The organism is Trinickia sp. Z7 (genome assembly GCF_056498045.1).
In genome coordinates this window covers 43,921-64,276 of sequence record NZ_JAUEQW010000009.1, presented here as the reverse complement: position 1 = coordinate 64,276, position 20,356 = coordinate 43,921, and the positions used below count along the sequence as shown (strand labels likewise).

19 protein-coding genes are annotated in these 20,356 nt (G+C 61.1%); 13 read left to right on the top strand and 6 right to left on the bottom strand.

Annotation, left to right across the window (positions count from 1 at the left end):
• The first annotated feature begins 118 nt into the window (after positions 1-118).
• The 9 genes from QQS38_RS16650 (at position 119) to QQS38_RS16610 (ending at position 8,264) form a co-directional block, all read left to right on the top strand.
• Complete coding sequence (locus tag QQS38_RS16650) at positions 119-367, top strand: hypothetical protein (protein WP_479646477.1); 249 nt, start codon at positions 119-121, stop codon at positions 365-367.
• A gap of 12 nt (positions 368-379) precedes the next feature.
• On the top strand, positions 380-931 hold the full coding sequence (locus QQS38_RS16645; protein ID WP_479646476.1) for a DUF1444 family protein: 552 nt from the start codon (positions 380-382) through the stop codon (positions 929-931).
• 128 nt (positions 932-1,059) lie between these two features.
• Positions 1,060-1,428, top strand: coding sequence for a hypothetical protein (locus tag QQS38_RS16640; RefSeq protein WP_479646475.1), 369 nt, complete (start codon positions 1,060-1,062; stop codon positions 1,426-1,428).
• A gap of 15 nt (positions 1,429-1,443) precedes the next feature.
• Positions 1,444-1,986: a hypothetical protein gene (locus QQS38_RS16635; RefSeq protein ID WP_479646474.1), complete on the top strand. Its 543-nt coding sequence runs from the start codon at positions 1,444-1,446 to the stop codon at positions 1,984-1,986.
• 236 nt (positions 1,987-2,222) lie between these two features.
• A complete protein-coding gene (locus QQS38_RS16630; protein WP_479646473.1) occupies positions 2,223-3,038 on the top strand; it encodes a hypothetical protein in 816 nt (271 codons plus the stop codon).
• Between the two features lie 322 nt (positions 3,039-3,360).
• Positions 3,361-4,320, top strand: coding sequence for an SOS response-associated peptidase family protein (locus QQS38_RS16625; RefSeq protein WP_479646472.1), 960 nt, complete (start codon positions 3,361-3,363; stop codon positions 4,318-4,320).
• Positions 4,321-4,507: 187 nt separating this feature from the next.
• Positions 4,508-5,764, top strand: a complete 1,257-nt coding sequence (locus QQS38_RS16620; protein WP_479646471.1) for an ABC-three component system protein — start codon at positions 4,508-4,510, stop codon at positions 5,762-5,764.
• Positions 5,764-6,252 carry a three component ABC system middle component gene (locus QQS38_RS16615; RefSeq protein ID WP_479646470.1) on the top strand — a complete coding sequence of 163 codons (489 nt, stop codon included), beginning with the start codon at positions 5,764-5,766 and terminating at the stop codon, positions 6,250-6,252. Before QQS38_RS16620 ends, QQS38_RS16615 begins: the two co-directional genes overlap by 1 nt.
• A 2-nt stretch (positions 6,253-6,254) precedes the next feature.
• Complete coding sequence (locus QQS38_RS16610; protein ID WP_479646469.1) at positions 6,255-8,264, top strand: DUF3732 domain-containing protein; 2,010 nt, start codon at positions 6,255-6,257, stop codon at positions 8,262-8,264.
• Between the two features lie 1,183 nt (positions 8,265-9,447).
• On the opposite strand, the gene QQS38_RS16605 is transcribed toward QQS38_RS16610, so the two are convergent.
• From QQS38_RS16605 to QQS38_RS16595, 3 genes are all read right to left on the bottom strand, one after another.
• A complete protein-coding gene (locus tag QQS38_RS16605; protein ID WP_479646468.1) occupies positions 9,448-9,768 on the bottom strand; it encodes a hypothetical protein in 321 nt (106 codons plus the stop codon).
• Between the two features lie 115 nt (positions 9,769-9,883).
• Positions 9,884-12,205: a two-partner secretion domain-containing protein gene (locus QQS38_RS16600; RefSeq protein WP_479646467.1), complete on the bottom strand. Its 2,322-nt coding sequence runs from the start codon at positions 12,203-12,205 to the stop codon at positions 9,884-9,886.
• Positions 12,206-12,540: 335 nt separating this feature from the next.
• Complete coding sequence (locus QQS38_RS16595) at positions 12,541-13,368, bottom strand: alpha/beta fold hydrolase (protein ID WP_479646466.1); 828 nt, start codon at positions 13,366-13,368, stop codon at positions 12,541-12,543.
• A gap of 168 nt (positions 13,369-13,536) precedes the next feature.
• On the opposite strand from QQS38_RS16595, the gene QQS38_RS16590 reads away from it, so the two are divergent.
• Positions 13,537-15,006 (top strand): amidase, encoded by a 1,470-nt coding sequence (locus QQS38_RS16590; RefSeq protein WP_479646465.1) that lies wholly within the window; start codon positions 13,537-13,539, stop codon positions 15,004-15,006.
• A gap of 7 nt (positions 15,007-15,013) precedes the next feature.
• Positions 15,014-15,601 (top strand): TetR/AcrR family transcriptional regulator, encoded by a 588-nt coding sequence (locus QQS38_RS16585; protein WP_479646464.1) that lies wholly within the window; start codon positions 15,014-15,016, stop codon positions 15,599-15,601.
• Positions 15,602-15,627: 26 nt separating this feature from the next.
• Here QQS38_RS16585 and flhC read toward each other — a convergent pair whose 3' ends face one another.
• The 3 genes from flhC to glcC form a co-directional block, all read right to left on the bottom strand.
• Complete coding sequence (flhC, locus tag QQS38_RS16580; RefSeq protein ID WP_479646463.1) at positions 15,628-16,152, bottom strand: flagellar transcriptional regulator FlhC; 525 nt, start codon at positions 16,150-16,152, stop codon at positions 15,628-15,630.
• 13 nt (positions 16,153-16,165) lie between these two features.
• Positions 16,166-16,483, bottom strand: a complete 318-nt coding sequence (gene flhD, locus QQS38_RS16575; RefSeq protein WP_479646462.1) for a flagellar transcriptional regulator FlhD — start codon at positions 16,481-16,483, stop codon at positions 16,166-16,168.
• Positions 16,484-16,776: 293 nt separating this feature from the next.
• Positions 16,777-17,544, bottom strand: a complete 768-nt coding sequence (gene glcC / locus QQS38_RS16570) for a transcriptional regulator GlcC (RefSeq protein ID WP_479646461.1) — start codon at positions 17,542-17,544, stop codon at positions 16,777-16,779.
• Between the two features lie 218 nt (positions 17,545-17,762).
• Between glcC and glcD the strand changes: the two genes are divergently transcribed.
• Positions 17,763-19,262: a glycolate oxidase subunit GlcD gene (glcD, locus tag QQS38_RS16565; RefSeq protein ID WP_479646460.1), complete on the top strand. Its 1,500-nt coding sequence runs from the start codon at positions 17,763-17,765 to the stop codon at positions 19,260-19,262.
• Positions 19,262-20,329 (top strand): glycolate oxidase subunit GlcE, encoded by a 1,068-nt coding sequence (gene glcE / locus QQS38_RS16560; RefSeq protein ID WP_479646459.1) that lies wholly within the window; start codon positions 19,262-19,264, stop codon positions 20,327-20,329. Before glcD ends, glcE begins: the two co-directional genes overlap by 1 nt.
• Positions 20,330-20,356 lie beyond the last annotated feature (27 nt).

Genomic DNA, 20,356 nt, shown 5'->3' with positions numbered 1-20,356 from the left:
TATGTACGTCAACGACTATCACAACGTCGTCTCACGTCCGCGATGAGGTCGCGACCACGTTTTTCGAGGCGCCGAAGCCGGGCGCTGGCGCTTTGGTCCTTGCCATGGGAACAGGACAATGGAAAATAGAACATTCTCTTTGCCATTCGACATTGAACTCAGTATCGACAATGGCGTTGCCAACATCGAATCTGAGTTGGCGCGCGAGCTTCCGACATACGACAGCATGGTTGAGACGGCCAGGGTTGTCGGTGTAATAGAGGGCATCGAACACCTTCTCGTCGCTCTTGCTCACGCGGGGCTTGACCTTGGGCAGCCTCAGTACGCCGATGCCATCCGCGCCTGCATCGCGGGCCTTCAAGAATGAGCGGAGAGGGACTTGGGTTCGACATCGTCATTTTGCCAACAAGCCATTGCTTATCTGAAGCCGGCGATGAGGAACGAGGAGCCGGCACTGTCGCTTTTGAAGACCGACTCCCCCGTTTTGCGAAGCATCAATGAAGACTTGCTGGTCACCTATGTCGTCGACGCTGGCGACCACCTTCGCCTTGTGCAGCATCGGCATGTTGAGCAGGAAGGCGTGTCGACCGACGAACTGCATGGTATTGCAGTCTCCAACCTCGAGCGCCTCGCCGAAGAAAAGCTAACCGTGCGTGAGTACGGCCCCATCTACATCGCGCTGATGGGCGGAAATTTCGAAGCCAGCCTTCTGGTGGTTCATGCCATGTGGATGCATTGGTATGCTCACTTGGTGCAAGACACTTTCATGGTTGCCGCGCCGGCGCGAGATGTTCTTGTGTTCTGTGACGCGTCATCGACCGACGGCATTGCGGAGCTTCGCGAGGTCATCCGGAGAGTCCAAGGTGGCGACCATCGCTTGTCGCCGGACTTATATCGGCGGGTCGGTCTCGAGTGGCATAAATTCTCGTGACCGTGACCACCGGCGCGGCGTGAACATTGGAGTGGACCGTGTGGAGTGAGAGACCCGATTCGATAGGGGCGCGTTGCTTCAGGGCCGTCGTCACATGCATCATCGCGGCGGGCTGGACCTATGGCGCGGTGAACTCATATCTGACATCAAGAGCGTTCGAAAATGACTCGACCGTGGTCGAGGGGCATGTCCTGCGGCTGGAGCCGGGTTCAAACGGCAATCTAAGCCCCCTCGTCGGATACTCGTATGAAGGGCACCAGTACGAACGACTCATTCGAGACAAGGACGGCCGCTACAATCGGGACGCGTTGCTGAAGCTCAAACTGCAAGTCCGCTTGGTGAAATCATCGCCGGCAACCGCAATTGTCACGCGTTGGGAACAACCTCCGATGGTCTGGCCGGTGGCGCTGGGAGCATTCATTTTGCTGAATGTGGCGTTGGGCCTTACCGTGAGCATATGGCGACGAGGTCCGTTTGCCTCGACGATATTCAAGTGACGCACACGCGCAACCATGCCAATAGAACTGCCGACGCCTTACGGTCTTGTACAAGTTTTCGACGAACCAACATACAACGCTGGCTCCCGCGACAATGCGCGCGAGTATGAGCGATACGTGCCCCTCGCCGAGAATCTGCCGACATCAGTCCATGGCGTTGAGCTAAATGGAAGCAATATCTGCGCTATTGGCGCCGCAAGGGGCTGCTCGGCCGTGCATCAGCGTTCTCTTGCCGTTGCGTCGGACCGCATCTTCGTAGCGGTCGGGGACCACATGGTGTGCTTTTCCCTCAATGCTCCGTACGAATTGCTTTGGGCGACATGTGTGGATGACGCTACGTGCTTTGGCGTTTACTGGGACGAGCGGCGACAGGGAATTTTCTCTCACGGCGAGCTGCAGGTAATGCGGCTCACAGCCGACGGCGTACCGGTGTGGTCAGCGTCAGGAGCAGACGTGTTCTCGGAAGGCTTCAGCCTGCACGAGGACTATGTTGAAGCGGTCGACTTCGACCATCGCGTTTATCGGTTCGACTACGAAAGCGGCGAGCTGATTTCCTAGTGTGGCAAGAGCCGACAAACTCGCACTTGTCGGCGTCGTGCTCGACGTTGGGACTCTCGTTCTCAAGCAGATGATGCGAGGCCAAAAGGGCGTTCGCACGCAGCTTTCCCAAACTGCGAGATTCGACAAGCAAACCACCAAACTGGCAGCGGCCCTGGCGACGCGGCGATGGTAGCCTGCAAAAGGCCCGGCAGAAGGCCAGTCGGGATGTGCCCCGCACATGGTGGGAGGTGAGAATGGTCGAGGCAGAAGTCGATGGCATCCCAGCGCGGCCGCCCGTCAAGCGCTTGGACCCAATTGAAATACATCGCTTCCTGGGCGGTCCCGATGGGCTCGCTGATTTGCTGAGCGAGCACGATTGCGCGAAGGCAGCACAAGTAGTCGACCATCTCGCCGCCGGCCTCCGTCGCACCGAGAAGATTGACGCTGTGGCAGTTGTCGAGCAACTCGCTGTTCTCTGCGCGGAAGAAGACAGGCCTGGGCAGGCGCGGATGCGCGACCTCAGCCGCTCTGTCGCCGCGTTCGTCGCCGACTGTTTGCAATTCGTCGACGACGACGCGGAATTCATCATCATCGAGTTTGTCAGCACCGTGCCGCTCGAATGCGGATACGACTTTCTGTGTAGCGTCGGCGCAGCACACGGTTTAGTGCGTACGAGGCCTGTCCGTGAACGTACCGGTGCCCGGCGGTATATGAGCGACGCCAAGGCGGTTGAGCACGGCATCGAGATTTGGCAGCACCGAGCAAAGCGCGCGATTGCGTCTGGGTATGTCGTGGAGGAAGGAGACCTCTTCGTGGTTTTGGACGGCCTGTCGCGATTCGGCGTTGGAGCGACTGACGCGGAAACCGTTGCCGCGTGCAGCAACGAAACGCATCCCGCCTGGGCTGCCTGCGGACAGGATGACGACAAGCGCGCCGGTGCCGCACTGATTGGCCGTAGGAAATCAAAAATTGCGACTCAAACGGACAATCGTTTGAAATCAAGAGCTTGGCACTGGCCCCGACGGTCCATTCTCGTGCTCAAGCGCCAGTGCCGCGTATTCGTCGCCTAATCGAGCCAGTCGTCGTCGAACGCGTCAATAAGAGGTTGCGAGCGGTCGCGGCCCGTGCCAATGCCCGGCAGATAGTCGTCATCCAAGCCTATAGCTCGGACCCAGAGGACACATCCGGATTCGGCGCTCGTCGGAGGCTGGCATCCATTTCGCTGGCAGTTCGCGCTTGGTGTGCCCGCAATATCTCCGCCCCAGTGTTCACATCCCCGACAGGGCCGAGCCGTGCCGTACGGACTCAACATGCGTACCCCCTCGTCGCAAAACCTGTATATCCATACAGGTCTGCGCCATACTATCATGGGCTCGAAGAACGGAGGCGACCATGTGCTACTCGGCTCAGATAAAGGCGGACTACGGCCGGTTCGTGAGGACCTTCGGTGCGCGCATCGGCCTCGAGGAATTCACGAGGCTGTACTGGGAGCGGGAGCAAGGCGCAGCGGTGTTGATTCCAAAGGCCGTCGACGCCATGTTTCTGGAGCCGCATACGCCCGACGAGCAGCGCATCAAAGACATGATTGAGCGCTTCAATCGGTCGCAGGCAGCCAAGCTCCAGGAGGAACTGTTCAAGCAACGCACGCGTCTTGCCGATGCCGAGCGAACGCTGCAAACGAAGGCAACGAAGGCCGCGGCTGAAAGCAAACGAATTGCAACCAACAAAATCGAGGCGTTGCGTCGCAGGCTGGACGACCTACGGCGAACGGAGCTGCTGGAGCGCGATGCACGAATCTTTCCGGGCCACTATGCACCAGTCATCGTGATGGAGAACGGCGAACGAGTCGTGAAGCCAATGAGGTACCAGTGTCGCCCCACAGGGAAGCCCGCTTTTTTCGACAAGAAGTTTCCGGGCACATACAACGCTCGCAGGGACAACCTCGAAGGCTTTTGGCAAGGATTGTTTGGGTTCTCGCACGGCTTGCTGGTCGCAACGGCGTTTTTCGAGAATGTCAGCAAAGCCAGGCTGGAGGGCCGAAAACTCAAGGAGGGCGAGAAGGACGAGAACGTCGTCCTGCGATTCGAGCCCCGCCCGGCTAAGGATATGCTCGTCGCTTGCTTGTGGTCACGTTGGACGGGGGCCGGCGAGCCGGACCTGCTGTCGTTTGCCGCCATTACGGACGAGCCGCCACCTGAGGTGGCCGCTGCCGGCCATGACAGGTGCATCATCCCGATAGAGCCTGATAACGTTGACGCATGGCTGGCGCCGCGGACCGATAATCTTGCGGCGCAGTACGCGATACTTGATGACAGGGAGCGGCCGTACTACGAGCACAGGATGGCGGCGTAAGGTCCCAGGGGCTGTAAAGACGAGAATGCCCCAGCCACATAGAATAACATTTTGATGCGGCGTGGACTCCCGTGCTTCTCCGTCGAATAACAGGCGAGCGATTTTGTTCGCAAAATACTGTTTGTTTGCACAGTATTCAAAGAATCCCGGGTTTCGTAGAAACTACTGACTCGCATCGGGGAAGTATATGAGTGAGCGAGACAAGAAATCACAAGTCGAAGAGCCAATCGACACGGCAGCTACGCCGACCATCACTGCATTTAGATTCCAGTTTGAACGTGCGTTGTACGCGCTGTTTTCGGCTGGCACGTTGAACAAGCGCATAGGCATCGAGACGCTCGATGATGTGGCGGAACTTACGACACGCTCTGGTGGGACTATCGCTGCCCGATTGGAGCAGGATGCCCACACCGTACGGGATGGGCATCATCCATTTCAGGATAGCAGCCGAAAGCTATGGCACACGCTGCGTGTATGGTTAAGTCAACTCGTCAATTTGAGAGACTATCCTGAAGTCAAATTCTGCCTTGTCACGAACGCCAAGGTCCCCGAGGGGGCTATTGCGCGACAACTGTCGAATGCAAACGAGGGAAACGTCACCGAAGCCGTTGCATGGCTACGAGCCCAGGCAGCAGACATCTGCCGGAGCGACAAATCCATGGCTAAGAAGGAAGCCGAGAAGGTCATCGAATACTGCGATGCCGACTTGGCCTACCTGTTGTCGCGCCTGGAGCTGTTAGACAAAGGTGGGACAAGTTCAGACCTTCAGCCCCGTGAGGCGACGATGCAGCGGTTCGTACTGCACTCCGGCATCGCGGACCAACAGGACGAAATCTACGAACGTCTACTAGGTTTTGCTATTGAACAGTGTCGAAGGGCCTGGGAAGAGAACGAACCTGCCTGGCTGTCGCCTCAAATGTTCTGGGACGTGCTTCATGAGGAAGTGATGCGAAGGTCATTGAATCGGTACCTCGACCGACCGATGATGTCGACTGGCTTCAAGTCCTACGTTCAGAATGGTGGCAAAGACCATTTTTTTCTTAGACAGCTTGCCCGCCTTGGCTTGCCTAACGAAGCAATCGATAGTCATCTGGACAAGTATTGGGCCTTCTACGCCGAGCGTGTGCATCTGGAGGATGCGGGCATTAACCCGGATGACTGGCTTGCACGTGAGGATGAACTGCATCAGCGCTGGAGAACATGCCGTGAGAACGTAGAAATGGAGTTGGAAGGCGCCACCCCAGAGCAACTCGGTAAGCGCACGCTTGCCAAGACGCTCGACGATAGTTTTAGGGCTCCGTTAGGACAGTACGAGACGCGCAACCTGTACTTTACTCACGGCCATTATCACGAACTTGCGAACCGGCCAACCCATTCCTGCTTTGTGTTTTGGCACCCTGCCTTCGGGAAAAATCCCGGTTTGAACGACGAGGATGACGTGTGATGGCCGGCTACATGGACCACTCGCTGATGCACAATAGCGCGCTTGCGTGCTTTGTGTTGGCGAGTTTCACGAGGGAATATCAATCTTTGACGGCAAACACGCGACATCCTTCCTTGGAAAAGCTGCTGCTGGTCCTTCCTCTTGTACTGCATAAGCCTACGCGGGACGGTATCAGACGCAGGAAATCGGAGACGCCGCTGCACTCAGTGCTAATAGATGAGCCAAGAATTCTCGATGGACTCCGCTCCCGCGTGGCCGCTCACGCTAGCGTTTCTTGCCAGGGGCTGAACATCGCCTGTGAGACGGGGCTTCTCTTGAGTCGAGAGAACGACGGCGAAGTATTCTTCTCGTTCAAGAACGCGCAATGGCCGCGAGGTAGCAGTCCGACTACTATCTCGACGGACATTGTCGGTGCAATATCCAGACTTGCCCGATGGTTCAAAGACTATAGCGCGGCCGAGCTATTCTCAATGTTGGGACTCGCCTAACCATGCAATTCTTCATCAAGCAACTCTTACTCTGGCCGGAGAATCCGGAAAAGGCCACCCGCGAGCTCAGCTTCGAAGATGGGAAGGTCAACGTCATACATGGTCGCAGCGGAACAGGAAAATCATCCGTTCTTGCCATTATCGACTATAGCCTCGGCTCCTCAAGATGCTCCATTCCCGTCGGCGTCATTCGGGACTTGACGGCATGGTTCGGTCTGAGAGTCCGGATTCGCGGCACTTGGCTGTTGATAGCCCGGCGCACGCCCGAGAGGCTTTTCAGCAACAAGGAGTTTCACATCTCGACTCTAGGTGCAGCTGACGACCTCATTCCCGAAACATTGTCAGGAACGCATACGCTGACACAGTTCAAGGACATGCTTAACGAGATTGCGCGTGTAACGAACGTCTCGCTGGTCGATGACGACGAGGAGGGTGAAAACGCGGAAAATCGGCCGTCGTATCGAGATTTGGCCTCGTTCAACCTTCTTCCGCAGCATATCGTCGCGAATCCGAACGTCCTCTTCTATAAGTCGGATTCGTACAAGCACAAAGAGAAGCTGAAGCGCGTACTGCCGTATGCCCTTGGCATTGTCGACGTCGAGTATCTGACCAAAACGCGTGAGCGAAAGCGTCTTCAGAAGGCGCTTGACGGGCTCCAGGCGGAGGAAATGGCTCGACATCGTGCATTCGCTTCTTGGGAGGCGGATGTTCGGGAAATCTGGAACCAATCGGTCGAGCTCGGCCTTACGAACATCGAAGATGGCTTCGACCTGAACGCGCGCGTCGACGCTCTTAGCGGTCTGAACGACGACTACTTAGAAGGCCGCTTTGTTGAGCGCTTGCAGAAACCGCAATACGGCTACTCAAATCGCCAGTTCCGTCTCGCAACTGAGGAAGAGGAAAAGGCCCAAAGAGAGGTTGATGACCTCGGTCGTGAGCTGAGGGATTACGAACGGCTGTCGGACAGGTCTAAGCAACTGGCGACGGCGGTGAACACCGAGAAGGACCGTGTCGTGAACCTTGGCTGGTTGCGAAAGAACCTCGTCACAGACAGTGCATGCGTGGTTTGCGGTTCGCAAACAAATCACAGCCACGAGGTCTTGAGCAAGCTCGAAGAGCGGCTAAGCGACGTCACTCGTTTGTCAGAAGCGCTGCGCGATGGCCCTATCGTCGACAGACAGTTGGAGCAGCTTCGGCAAGACCTTTCGAAAGCTGAAGACAAACTGCAAGCGGCTCGTCTCAAACGAGCGCAACTGGAACCGGGCGAGGTTGCGCCGCTCGACTCTCTTGGCCGCGCGTTTATTCTTCTTGGACGGCTGCAATCGCTTCTCATGGCTCTTGCTACCCTCGAAGGGCGGGGTAGCTTTGCCGACAAGATTAGCGACCTTGAACGACGTATTCAGTTCCTCGACACATATATCGTGAACTGTGGGCAGGGTGAGCGCGAGAAAGACGTCGGAAAAGTATTGAGCGAACTCATCGCCGGCTATGCCTTGTTGTTTAACGTAGAGGTCAAAGGGAATGTTGCGCTCGACGCTTCCGAACTTACGTTGACCTTCGCTCGCAGGTACGGCCAACGCAAAGACTATCTGTGGGAAATTGGAAGCGGTGCAAACTGGATGGCCTTCCACTTGGCAACATTCCTCGCGTTGCATGAATATTTCACCTATGACGAGCATGTTAACGGGCCAGTTTTCAGTTATCTTGCAATTGACCAACCAAGTCAGGTTTACTTTCCGAGCACGTACTCTGGCGAAAATGTCCTGGACGGGGTCAAAGACCAGGCGAAGAGCCTAAGCGGAACCCGGGACAACGACGTCGACCAGACGCGACTCATTTTTGTTGCGTTGGCGCGAGGTTTGCAGCGTTCGAAGTCGCGGTATCAAACGATTGTGGTCGAGCATGCGGACAAAACGATATGGGGCAACGGTAAGTGGGGCCGCCACATGCACGAGGTGGCCGATTGGAAGGAGGAAGGCAAGGGCTTGATTCCCGCGGAATGGTTCAGTTGAGCGGATTCGATGCTGTGCATATCCTGTCATTGATTTGAATGGGGTGGGCCATCGTCGCCCCGAGTCGACGAATAGTGCCAGCTTGAATAAGGCTGCCAAAAATATGGGTCGCCTGAAAGCGCGGCGAAGAGAGCCAGCAAGAACGCGCCGCCCCTTGCCCGAGGGGCCGGCCGGTCGTGAAGCGGACGGGTCGAAAACGATGACCGACGCCAGCGCCGCGTCGGCGTCCTTATTCGACGCTTGATAGGAAGCAAGATTGTCGTGCCTCAGCACTGCTGTGGCGAGCTGTTGGCCATGACCGGTCGAGACGCTGCGTTTGCCTACGGGCGCTGGCGATGTTGCAGAGATGTTAGAGGAGCAGGCCCCTCGTCTGCCGGAACAGGAGACGGGGCAACATGACTCTTGATGTAGTTTGTATCTGGGGCGCCCGAAGTCTGAAACTATTGCGCTATAATATCGGATTGTGCCGCGTTAGCTCAGTTGGTAGAGCAACCGCCTTGAAGATGCGAGTGCCCCGTCGGAAACGGTGGGAGTAGAACCCCTCAAACTCGGGGAACGCTAAGGCCCTCTAGGGCTATGCCAATCCCGAGCCAAGCTTGCCGAAGGCAAGAAGGTGTAGAGACTAGACGGGGGGAGCCTAAAGCGTCAGCTATGGCTAAGGGATAGTCCAGACCACAAACGATAGGCGGCGAAAGCCGTAGTGGTAAGGTAAGCGGTAGGTCGTCTGTTCGAGTCAGACACGCGGCACCAGCACATCAGCAATCGCAACACCCTGCGATTGCTTACGCAACGCTCGGCTTTAGATGGACCACGGGACGCGGGTTCGAAACGCAACACCCCCAAGGTACGTATTCCGACTCGTAATCATCAGGTGGCGGGTTCGAGTCCTGCAGCCGGCACCATATAAAACAAGGGGTTACGCGATGTTCGCGTAACCCCTTCGTGTTTTTTCATCGGGCTTGCATCAACTTGCAGGCTGAATGTCTCTCCCCGCGCGCATGCCAACTTAGACGGGGCCACTGACGCCACAGTGGCTGGGGCGGGTTATCGTTGCCGCTCTGGGCAACCCTACGCGCACAGCAGCGAAAACGACACTTCGGTCATGCTACCCGCTCAAAGAGCCGATCTCCCGAAGAAAACCGGCATCGCCGTTAGGCGTCGTTAATTCGTCGCTGTATCTCGCTTAGGCGGTGACATTGACGGTGCCCCCGACCATCTGGCCGTTGGCATTCATAACCGGCCGCGACGCCGACGCGGCGATCGATTGGCTACCGCCCTCGTCGCCGTCACCATCGTGATCGGGGCCGACTTCGCGTGCTTCGTTTCCCCCGGAAGCATAGTGCGTGGATTGCGCCGCCAAGCTCATCGCATTGGCGTTGATGGGTGAGAGGGTCTGCGTGGACCTCTTGACTGTTAGTGGATCGATTGTGGCAACCCATCGTGCCTGCCCGGTCTGGTGGCAGTTGCACGCACGGAGGGCACGCTCATGATGAACCGCCAACATTAAGGTTTCCTGATGGCGAAGCACTCGACGCTATGCTGCATTTGACGCCGCCAATACGCCCCGAGCAGGCGACGCATGAGGGCATGAGGGCAACGCGTCGGCGGGCGGCGAACGCCTACAGTCGAGCCGGTGCGGCCGCTCCAGCACCGGCAGTCGGCGCGACCTGCCAGCGAAATTCCGGGAACGTCGATCCGGGCGGCATGACCCAGGCTCCGGTTGCGCTGAAGTCCCATCCCGCGAAGCTGGCCGGGTTGCTCATCTGCGCCGTGGTCAAGCCGTTTTGTGCCGGTACGCCGCCGCCGTCGGTTGCCATGCCCGACGTTTGCGCATTCCAATAGTCGTTGCTGCCCCCGCCGCTGCCGGCCCCGATCAAACCGCCTGCGCCTCCGCCCGGACCATACCAGTACGAGCCGCCGCCGCCCGAGACGGCGCCCGTGGCGAACGACTGCGTGATCGTGCCGCTGCTGCGGCCTGCGAGTCCGCCCACGAACGCCCAGCCGCCGCCGCTGATGTCGCCGGTCGCATAAGACTGCGTGATGACGCCGTTGTTGTCCGCGACCAAGCCGCCGAGGTCGCCGGACCCCGGCCCACCGGAAAAATCGGGCATGCCGCGTATGCCGGCGCTGCTCCACGATTGCGCGATCGTGCCGTTGTTCTGGCCGACGAGGCCTCCCACCGAATAGGTCGAGCCGGGTCCGAAATCGTCGAAAGACAGATAACCCGTCGAGTACGAGCGTGTGATGAGCCCGTCGTTCTCCTGTGTCAGCAAGCCGGTAGTGCAAGCATCGGCGTAGCAGTGACCAAACGCAATGCTGCTGTTGGTCACGCCCAAGTTGCGCACCACGCCGGTCGCGCCGATTTGAGCGAACAGGCCCGCAGTGCCGGTCGATGGGCTATCGATCGCATGACCGAGACCGTCGAATTGGCCGGTGAATGCACCGCCGCCGATCGTGATCGTGCTGACGTTCGCGTCGATGTCGCGGCCCAGAGCATAGTTGCCTGCGAGATTTTGCGAGACGTTCTGCAGATCGTTCACCGAATTGACGAGTCGATATGCCGTCAGTTGCGTCACGATGCCGGTCTCGAGCGCGGGTTTGACCCAGCCGGGATTGCCCACCAGGGTCCCGGGCACGTACGTTCCGTTCATGTCGGAATACGTAGCGACGATGCCGGTGCTCTTGGACCAATCGATCGTGCCGACGCTCAGCACACCGCCGCCATTGTCGATGCCGGTCGCATCGGCACGCAGCGCGAGATTGCCGCCGCCCGTGTTGGCGATCGTCTTGCCGCTGCCTAGCGTTACCGCGCGAAATGCATCGAGCGCAAGCGAAGCGTTTCCATTCCAAGCGAGATTCGACACGACGTTGATATCGCCTTCGCTCCCGGCTGCGCCGGTGCTCCGTACATCGATCGACGTGCCGGCGTTCAAGCTGCGCGAGAACACGGCCGCGGCCGTGCCGTCGATCTTGTAGCTCGGCGTCGTGAGGGTCCACATGCCGGCCGTGACGGTCGGGGTGCAATTGCAGAACGTCAGCGTGCCCGCCACGGTTTCGACGGTGCCGCCCGTGCCGTCCGCATTCGTAGCCGTGATCGCCTGCGGCAGCTCGACGGTCCCCGTATCGGCGACGAGCCAGACGTGGCCGTCGCGGGCGGCCGTCCCAGTCGCGCGAATCGCATCGTGATTGCCGGACAGGGCGTAGACGTTGCCGTCCGCCGCTTGCAAGTTCACTTGCGCGGCAGCAATGACGCCGCTGTCGAGCACGGTGCCTTTGCTGCCGCTTTGCACGAACACTTGTCTGCCCGTGGACGAATCCTGCAATAGAATTTGCCGCCCCGCGGCGAGCTCCGCCGTGCCCTGCGGCGCGCTGATGGCGCCAGTGTTTTCAACCTTGCCCGCCGCGATGAGAAAGACGTCACCCTGTGTCGATCCGATTTTGCCGAGATTGACGACGTTTTGATTCGACGGGCCCGTGAGCGTGAGCGGGCCGCCGTTCATGAACGAGTCGTTATCGATGTCGAGCGTCGATGCGACGAAACGTCCGCCGGTCGTGACGACGCCGGTCGAGCCGACCACGATGCCCTGCGGGTTGATCACGTAAAGGCTGCCGGTGGCCGAGAGCGAGCCCAGTATCGAAGAGGCGTCGCCGCCCGTGACGCGATTTAGCGTGGCGCCGTTGCCATTGTTGAACGTCACTTGGTTGCCGCTGCCGATCGAGAAACTATGCCAGTCGATGATCCCGCGCGCCGTGCTTTGACTCACGGTCAACGCCGATCCACTCGTGGCGATGGAGCCGGTACCCGCCACGAACTGCCCGCCTTGCGGCAGCGTCCCCGCATGCGCGGCGGACATCGTTGCAAATAGGGCGGCGATCACGGCGCACGCCTGCAATATAGGCCTTTGCTTGGCCGGTGCGAGCGAGCGGATTGCGCATTGCATGCTGCCTCCTCATGTTGGGTAGCGTGAATCTCGAATCGGTTTTATCGTTCCGTCGGAGAAGCGAATGGCGCTCGCTGTGCGCGCTCGAGACGCATTTCGCTTATGCGGGTTTAACGCCGAATGGCGCCCGGCGGGGAATGTGGATACCGTCGGATTATTGAATCAATTCGCGGTTTTCGAACCGCCGGATTCGGACGATGATTCGTGCTTTTGAGCCAGGTCGTTCGTCGCGGCTCAATACCGGCGGCGTGATGTCTTTTCGTTTTTCTTGGTCATCCGATCTCGTCTTTCGATCGAGCATCGACCTGGCCGCCGGCGTTCGCCCGTTCACGCGTTCAGACGGTCACGCTTCCTGCTCGCACCTCACCCATGAAATCCCACATGTCCGCATGCAACTGCTCCATATGCGTGTACAACAAACCATGCGGCGCCCCAGGATAGATCTTCAACTTGCAATGGGGAATCAATTCCGCCGAGGGCAATCCCCCCACCTCGAGCGCAACCGAGCGATCGCGCTCGCCGTGCACGATCATCGCCGGCACATCGATGCGCCGCATCTCCGCGCGAAAATCCGCCTCGACGAGCGCGCGGCTGCAGGCGAGCGCGACCGGCACCGATGCTTGCAGAATCGTCGTCCCCCAACGCATCATCGCGGGCGACGTTTCGGGTACGAAGAACGGCGGCAGCGCACTTTCCACCCAACTCGGATAGTCGCGGCGCCATAGCGCCCACAGCGCTTCGAATTGTTCGCGCGGCATGCCGCCCGGGTTGTCTGGCGTCTTCAGAAGCATCGGCGTCGTCGGCGCGAGCAGGATGATGCGCGCAATGCGCTTGCTGCCATGCCGGGTCAAATAGCGCACGATGTCGCCGCTTCCCATCGAGTGCGAGACTAGCGTGATTTCGTTCAGATCAAGTTGCTCGATGAACGTCGCGAGATCGTCGGCGAACGTGTCGAAGTCGTAGCCATGCGGTGGTTGATCGGAACGCCCATGGCCGCGCCGATCGAGGCTGATGCAGCGCATGCCGCGCTCGCCGAACTCGGCGAATTGGTAGTCCCACATCGAGCTGCCGCAACCCAGCGCGCTGATGAACAGCATGGGGGCGCCGCTGCCCCATTCACGCCAATAGAGTTCGGTCCCATCGTTCGCAGTGATGAACGGCATTTCTCTCTCTCCTTCGTTATCGATGCTGTGATGCGATCGTAGAGAGAAGCGCTCGCCGAATCGATTACCTGTGGGGTAAGCGAACCTACGACGCAAGCGAGAGGGGCTTGCCGGGGTCGATAGTCGTTCCTACAATAGCGAATTTCGAATTCACTATTTGGGTGCTCGATGAGCAACGACGAACCGGGGTTGAGCCATCCCGAGCCTGTGTGGGTCGAAGACGCATTGTCCGATGTCGATGCCGTCGAGCAGGCCGAGTGGGTACGCGAGGGCAGGGTGTCGCCGCTGGAACTCGTCGAGGCGGCGTTGCGGCGCATCGAGCTTGCACAGCCGCGCGTCAACGCCGTGGCCTCGCTCGACGCCGGTGCGGCGCGCGAGCGTGCGCGCACGGTGTCGAGAGACGGACTGCTCGCGGGCGTGCCCACGCTGCTCAAGGATCTACTCGCATACCCCGGCTTACCGTGCGAGTTCGGCTCGCGCGCGTTCGCGGGCCAGCGGGCGCAGGCGGGCAGCGACTACACGGCTGCCCTCGACGGCGGCGGCCTCATCGTCCTCGGCAAATCGGCGACGTCGGAACTGGGCCTGCTAGGCACGACGGAATCGCTGGCGCGCGGGCCGACGCGCAACCCCTGGGACCCGTTGCGCTCGCCGGGCGGCTCCTCGGGCGGGGCCGTTGCTGCCGTGGCGTCGGGGATGGTTCCCGTGGCGCACGCCTCAGACGGCGGCGGATCGATCCGCGGGCCGGCATCGCTGTGCGGGCTGTTCGGCTTCAAGCCGAGCCGAGGCCGCGAGCGCTCGACGGGCCTCGCGTCGCAAACGCCTTTTGGCCGGCTCGTCAGCGATCACTGCGTGTCGAGGACCGTTCGAGACAGCGCGGCGTGGCTATGCGTGACGGAGCGGGTCGACGGTGCTGTGGCCCCGGTGGGTTATGTGAGGGCGCCGATCGCTCGGCGCTTGAGCATCGGCTGGTATCGGCGCACGGCGTTTGGCGCCGAGCCGGAGCGCGAAGTGGCCGAGGCGCTCGATCGCACCGTTGCGCTGTGCGCCGCGTTGGGCCACGAGCTCGTCGAATGCGAAGGGCCTCGATTCGATGCGCCGGCCGCCAGCACCGCTTTCTTCGATCTGGCGGGGACCATGATGGCTGGGCTCTTTGCCCAATTGCAGCGAGCAACCGGCGATGCGTTCGATCTCGAACGATTCGAGCCCTTCACGCGCGCACTTGCCGCGCGGGCAGGCGAGGATCCCGCGAACGCGGCGCAAGCCGCGTTGACGATACTTGCCCAGGCAGAGCAAGCGGCCAATGCAAGCTTTGGCGCGGTCGACGTGTTGCTGTGCCCGACGACGCCCTTTCCCGCATTCGCGTTGGGCCGCATCGGGCCCAACCTGCCGGTGGCAGAGGTGATTTGTTTCACGCATGGCCTGGCTGGATACACGGCAATCGCATCGCTCGCAGGGTGGTGCGCGATGTCGGTGCCGCTTACCGAATCGCCGGCAGGCTTGCCGATCGGCATGCACTTCGCGGCCAAGCACGGCGAGGACGCAACGTTGCTCGGTTTGGGCTACGAGCTCGAACGTGCGGCGCCGTGGCGCGAGCGTCGGCCCGGATGGCGAAGGAACGCGGATGGCGCAGCGGCTTAAGGAGAGTGTGCGAGGGTCCATTTTGGCGTCGGCTGCGGCTGCCTTCGCACGCGACGGCTATCGCGGGGCGCGGCTGCAGGACGTCGCGTTGGGGGCGGGGGTGTCGACGGGCAATCTTTATCGCTATTTTCCCGACAAGGATGCGCTGTTCGATGCCATCGTGCCGCGGGCACTCGCTGCGCGCATGTTGCGGTTGCTGCGCGCGCGCGTGCGAGAACTCGGCACGGCACGAGACTGGGGCACGATGACGGCGGCGCGCTCGAGCACTGCGCATTCCCTGTTGGCATTCTTCATCGAGCATCGCGCGGCATCGCTCATCCTGATCTCGGGAGGCGCCGAAGGCTCATCGCTCGGGCATGTGCGGCCGGCGATCGTACAAGAGCTGACTCGGCTTGCGCGCGGCTATCTTCGGCAACATCATGGACGGCCCGATCAGGTCGTGCCGCAGGCTGTGCTCGTTCAAACCTTCGTCAACACGGCCGACATGATCGCCGCCATTTTGCGCAGCTACGAATCGGCCGATGAGATCGCCGCGGCGTTTGCCGCGTTCTGGCGCTATCAGCTCGCAGGACTACAAGCGCTACTTGCGCGCTAGGGTGCGAGCAGCGCTCCAGCGGGTTGTCAGTTCAGCGTCTTGGCTTTCTTGCCGGCGCGAGACGGCGGCTGGCACATCACGCACGCCTTGGCGCGGGGCAGATCGTGCTTGTAGGAGACGAACTTGCCTTTGCAGCGGCAGCATTCATGCATCGCCAAGATGCCCCCGTTGAAGAAGCGCACGAGCGTCCAGGCGCGGGTCAAATCCAGGTGCACCTCCAAGCCCGCACTAGCGCAGTGCTCGCGATAGAGGCGATAGCCTTTGGTCAGCGAATCGACGTGCGAGCAACGTGCTTCTTGTTTCAAGAAAGAGTACGTGTGATAGAAGAGCGACGCGTGGATATTGGCTTGCCACGTCATGTACCAGTCCGCGGAGGAGGGCAGCATGCCCTTGGGCGGCGATTCGGATTTGACTTCGCGATAGAGGCGAATCAGGCGTTCGCGCGAGAGCGAGAGTTCCGACTCGAGCACCTGCATACGGGCGCCGAGTTCGATCAATGCCACGGCGCGCGACACTTCGTGCGCTTCTTCGATCAGGCTCGTCTTGGGCATGGTGGGCTCCCCTTCAGCAAAATTGCTTGGCAGGCGCTGCGGCGAGCAAAATCGCCGCGTGCGTGGCGGTGGCGTCGAGCCCCTTTTCGGTCGAGGTCAGCGCCGTCAGCATCGCCGCATCGTCGAAGCGGAAATCGCAGACGAGATCGGCCGATTGCGCGAGCTTGATCGTTTGGGCCGGGCTGAGCGTATGCACAATGTCGGCCAACTGCGCCGACAACCCAAGCTTGAACAAACCTTCCGCGTAATCTTCGTTGAGCATGTGCTTCGCAAGCAGCAGATACGACAGGTTGATGTCCCGTATCGTGTCGAGCACTTCGAGATCGTTCACCGTTAGCCTCCGCAGCTGGAAAGTCGGGTCGCATGAACCGTCCTGATGGGGCGCCGCGGGATGCGGCGTAGTGCATGCGTCTGATGAAAGTATTGATCAGATCGATGTGGACACCAATCAGCGGCGGCGGAAGTTGATGTCGTCCGGTCGCGGCGCAATGTCAGCGTTTTCCTACGCGGCCTGGCACGCATGCGTAGTGGCCGGTGGACGATCTGGGGACAGGGTTGCGTATTGCGACGCCGAATGCGACGCCGAACGCGCGTTTGAAAGTGCAGGCGGCGCATGCGCCGGTTTCAGGCCCAGCCTTCCAGACGCAGCGTCGAGCGGATCAGGCGCTGTTCCTCTTGCTCGATTTCGCGCAACCCTTCCACGTTGCTGCGAATGTGCTCGCTTGCGGCGCGGCGCGCTTGCTCGGGTAGCCGGCCCACCACCGCGTTGTAAAGCCGAGCGTGCTGCCGGTCGATTTGGCGCTTGCGCGGCTCGCGGTGATAGAGGTTGTTGACGGACGCGAACACCGAACTGAGCAGCAAATCCGTCAGCGATCGCAGCGTGTGAACGAGCACCGGATTGTGCGACGCCTCGCAGATAGCCAAATGAAAGGCGTAGTCCAGGCGCGCGAGCTTTTCGGGGTCTTGGCTCTCGCGCTCGGCCTCGATCATCTCTTCATAACGGCGCGTGATGAGGACGAAATCGGCCGGCGTTCCGCGCAGGGCGGCCAAGCGCGCCGATTCGCCCTCGAGCATTTGGCGCACTTCGAACAGATCGTAAAGCGTGCGCGGCTGCGATGCCAACAAGTGCATCATCGGCATCGTCTGTTCGCGCGACGTGAGTTGCGCGACGAACGAGCCGCGCCCGTGGTGCGTCTCGATGATGCCACGCGCACGCAATAGTTTGAGCCCTTCGCGCAAGGCGCTGCGCGAGACGCCGAGCTTTTCCGTCAGGCGGCGCTCCGAGGGCAACGCCTGGCCTTCCTTGAACACGCCATCGACGATCAGCCGCTCGATTCGCTCCGCCACCACGTCCGCGACATGGCGCCCCGGTTCCAAAAGTGCTTCGTTCATGGTGGTCTGACCACTTCGATTGATGACCCGATGAGCAGAGCTTACCGTTTCCCGCTCTTGCCTGTCATCACTGCCGAAGAGCAGGGGCAAACCCCTATCGCATAAACTGGTAGGACCTGTGGGTCGACGCATAGACAGCGCCGCACCGGGCGGCAACAATCGCCCCTGCCGTTAGCGTGCCGCCGCATGCTGACCGCCAATTGCACAGGAATTTGTCAATGAGCTTCAGGTACGACGAACGGATCGACGGCGAACTGGCGAGCGTCGATCGCGATGCGCTGATTGCGGCGCTGCGGGCCTTGTCTCCCGATTTGGAAGTCCTGCACGATACGGAAGACGTGCGTCCGTTCGAATGTGACGGTCTCGCGGCTTACCGCAGCACACCGCTTTGCGTGGTGCTGCCGAGCACCGTTGAGCAAGCGCGCGGCGTCCTGCGCGTGGCGGCGCAGTACGGCGTGCCCGTGGTGCCGCGCGGCGCCGGCACGGGGCTGTCGGGTGGCGCAATGCCGATCGAGAAAGGCATTTTGCTCGTCATGGCCAAGTTCACCCGGATCGTGGCGCTCGATCCAATCGCGGCAACCGCGCGCGTGCAGCCCGGCGTGCGCAACCTCGCCATCTCGCAAGCGGCTGCGCCGCACGGCCTTTATTACGCGCCCGATCCTTCGTCGCAGATCGCCTGCTCGATCGGGGGCAACGTCGCCGAGAACGCAGGCGGGGTGCACTGCCTGAAATACGGTCTGACGGTGCACAACATCCTGAAAGTGGACGTGTTGACGATCGACGGCGATCTGCTCACGCTGGGGGGCGAATCGCTCGATAGCGCAGGATTCGATCTGCTGGCGCTGTTCACGGGCTCCGAGGGGATGCTCGGCATCGTCGTGGAGGTGACCGTCAAGCTGCTGCCCAAGCCGCAGTGCGCCAAGATGCTGATGGCGAGCTTCGACGACGTCGAGACGGCCGGGGCCGCGGTAGCGGGCATCATCGGCGCGGGCATTATCCCGGGCGGGCTCGAGATGATGGACAACCTCGCCATTCGCGCAGCAGAGGATTTCATCCACGCGGGCTATCCAGTCGATGCGCAGGCCATCTTGCTGTGCGAGCTCGATGGCGTGGAGAGCGATGTCGACGAGGATATCGCGCGGGTTCAAGCACTGCTTGCGCGCTCCGGTTGCGGCGAAGTACGCGTGGCGCGCGACGATCAAGAGCGGCTGCGCTTATGGGCCGGGCGCAAGAACGCGTTTCCAGCCGTAGGCCGCATCTCTCCCGACTACTACTGCATGGACGGCACGATCCCGCGGCGCGAGTTGGCGCGCGTGCTGCGCGGCATTGCGGCGCTTGGCGAAGAGTACGGCTTGCGCGTCGCGAACGTATTTCATGCGGGCGACGGCAACATGCACCCGCTGATTCTGTTCGACGCCAATCGGCCGGGCGAGCTCGAGCGGGCCGAAACGCTCGGCGGCAAGATTCTCGAGCTGTGCGTCGCAGTGGGCGGCACCATCACGGGCGAGCACGGCGTGGGCCGCGAAAAGATCAATCAGATGTGCGTGCAGTTCACGCCCGACGAGATCGCGTTCTTTCATGCGGTCAAGGCCGCATTCGATCCGTCGGGGTTGCTCAATCCCGGCAAGAACATCCCGACGCTGCACCGCTGCGCCGAGTTCGGTGCGATGCACGTTCACCACGGCGAACTGCCGTTCCCGAACCTGGAGCGCTTCTGATGCGACGTGATTTCGAACCGGCAGATCGCAGCGCCTCGTTGATCGAGCAGGTGCAAGAGGCCATTGCCACGCGCACGCCCCTGCGAATTCGGGGCGGCGACACCAAGGCGGGGCTCGGCCGTCCGAGCGCGGCGCGTGAGCTCGATACGCGGGCGCACTGCGGCATCGTCAGCTACGACCCGACCGAGCTCGTCGTCACGGCGCGCGCGGGGACGACGCTTGCCGAATTGCAGGCCGCGCTCGACGAGGGCGGCCAAATGCTGGCCTGCGAGCCGCCGGCATTCGGCGGCCAAGCGAGCGTCGGTGGCATGGTGGCCGCCGGGCTGTCGGGGCCGCGCCGCCCGTGGGCGGGCGCCGTTCGCGATTTCGTGCTCGGTTGCCGTCTCGTGACCGGGCAAGGCAAGCATCTGCGCTTTGGCGGCGAGGTGATGAAGAACGTCGCCGGCTACGATGTCTCGCGGCTCCTCGCGGGCAGCTTCGGCTGTCTCGGCGTGATCACGGAAGTGTCCCTCAAAGTGTTGCCCAAGCCGCGGGCGACATTGGACACGGCCCTCGAAATGCAGGCCGACGAGATGCCGCGCGCACTCGTCAAGTGGCGCGACGCCGGCTTGCCCGTGACGGGCGCCTGCCACGTGGACGGCGTCTTGCATCTGCGCCTCGAGGGCTCGGAGAGCACGATTCTCGCCGCAGCCGCAGCGTTGGGTGGCCAGCATGGGGACGGCGGTTTCTGGCGCGCGCTGCGCGAATCGGCGCTGCCTTTCTTCGGCGATCCGCGCCCGCTCTGGCGCCTGTCCGTGGCGCCGGGTGCGCCGCTCACCGCGTTGCCCGGCGATGCGCTGCTCGACTGGGGCGGCGCGCAGCGTTGGCTGAAATCGGAGGCGAGCGCCGAGACCGTGCGCGAGATCGCCGTGGCGCTCGGCGGACATGCGACTTGTTTCTCGCCGGGCAGGGCGATCGAGCCGTTCCATCCGCTTCCCGCTGCGCTCATGCGCATTCATCGGCAATTGAAGGCGCAACTGGACCCGCACGGCGTATTCAACCCGGGCCGCCTTTACGCGGCGCTTTAGGCTCAAGCGTCTCGAGCCCAAGCGCTA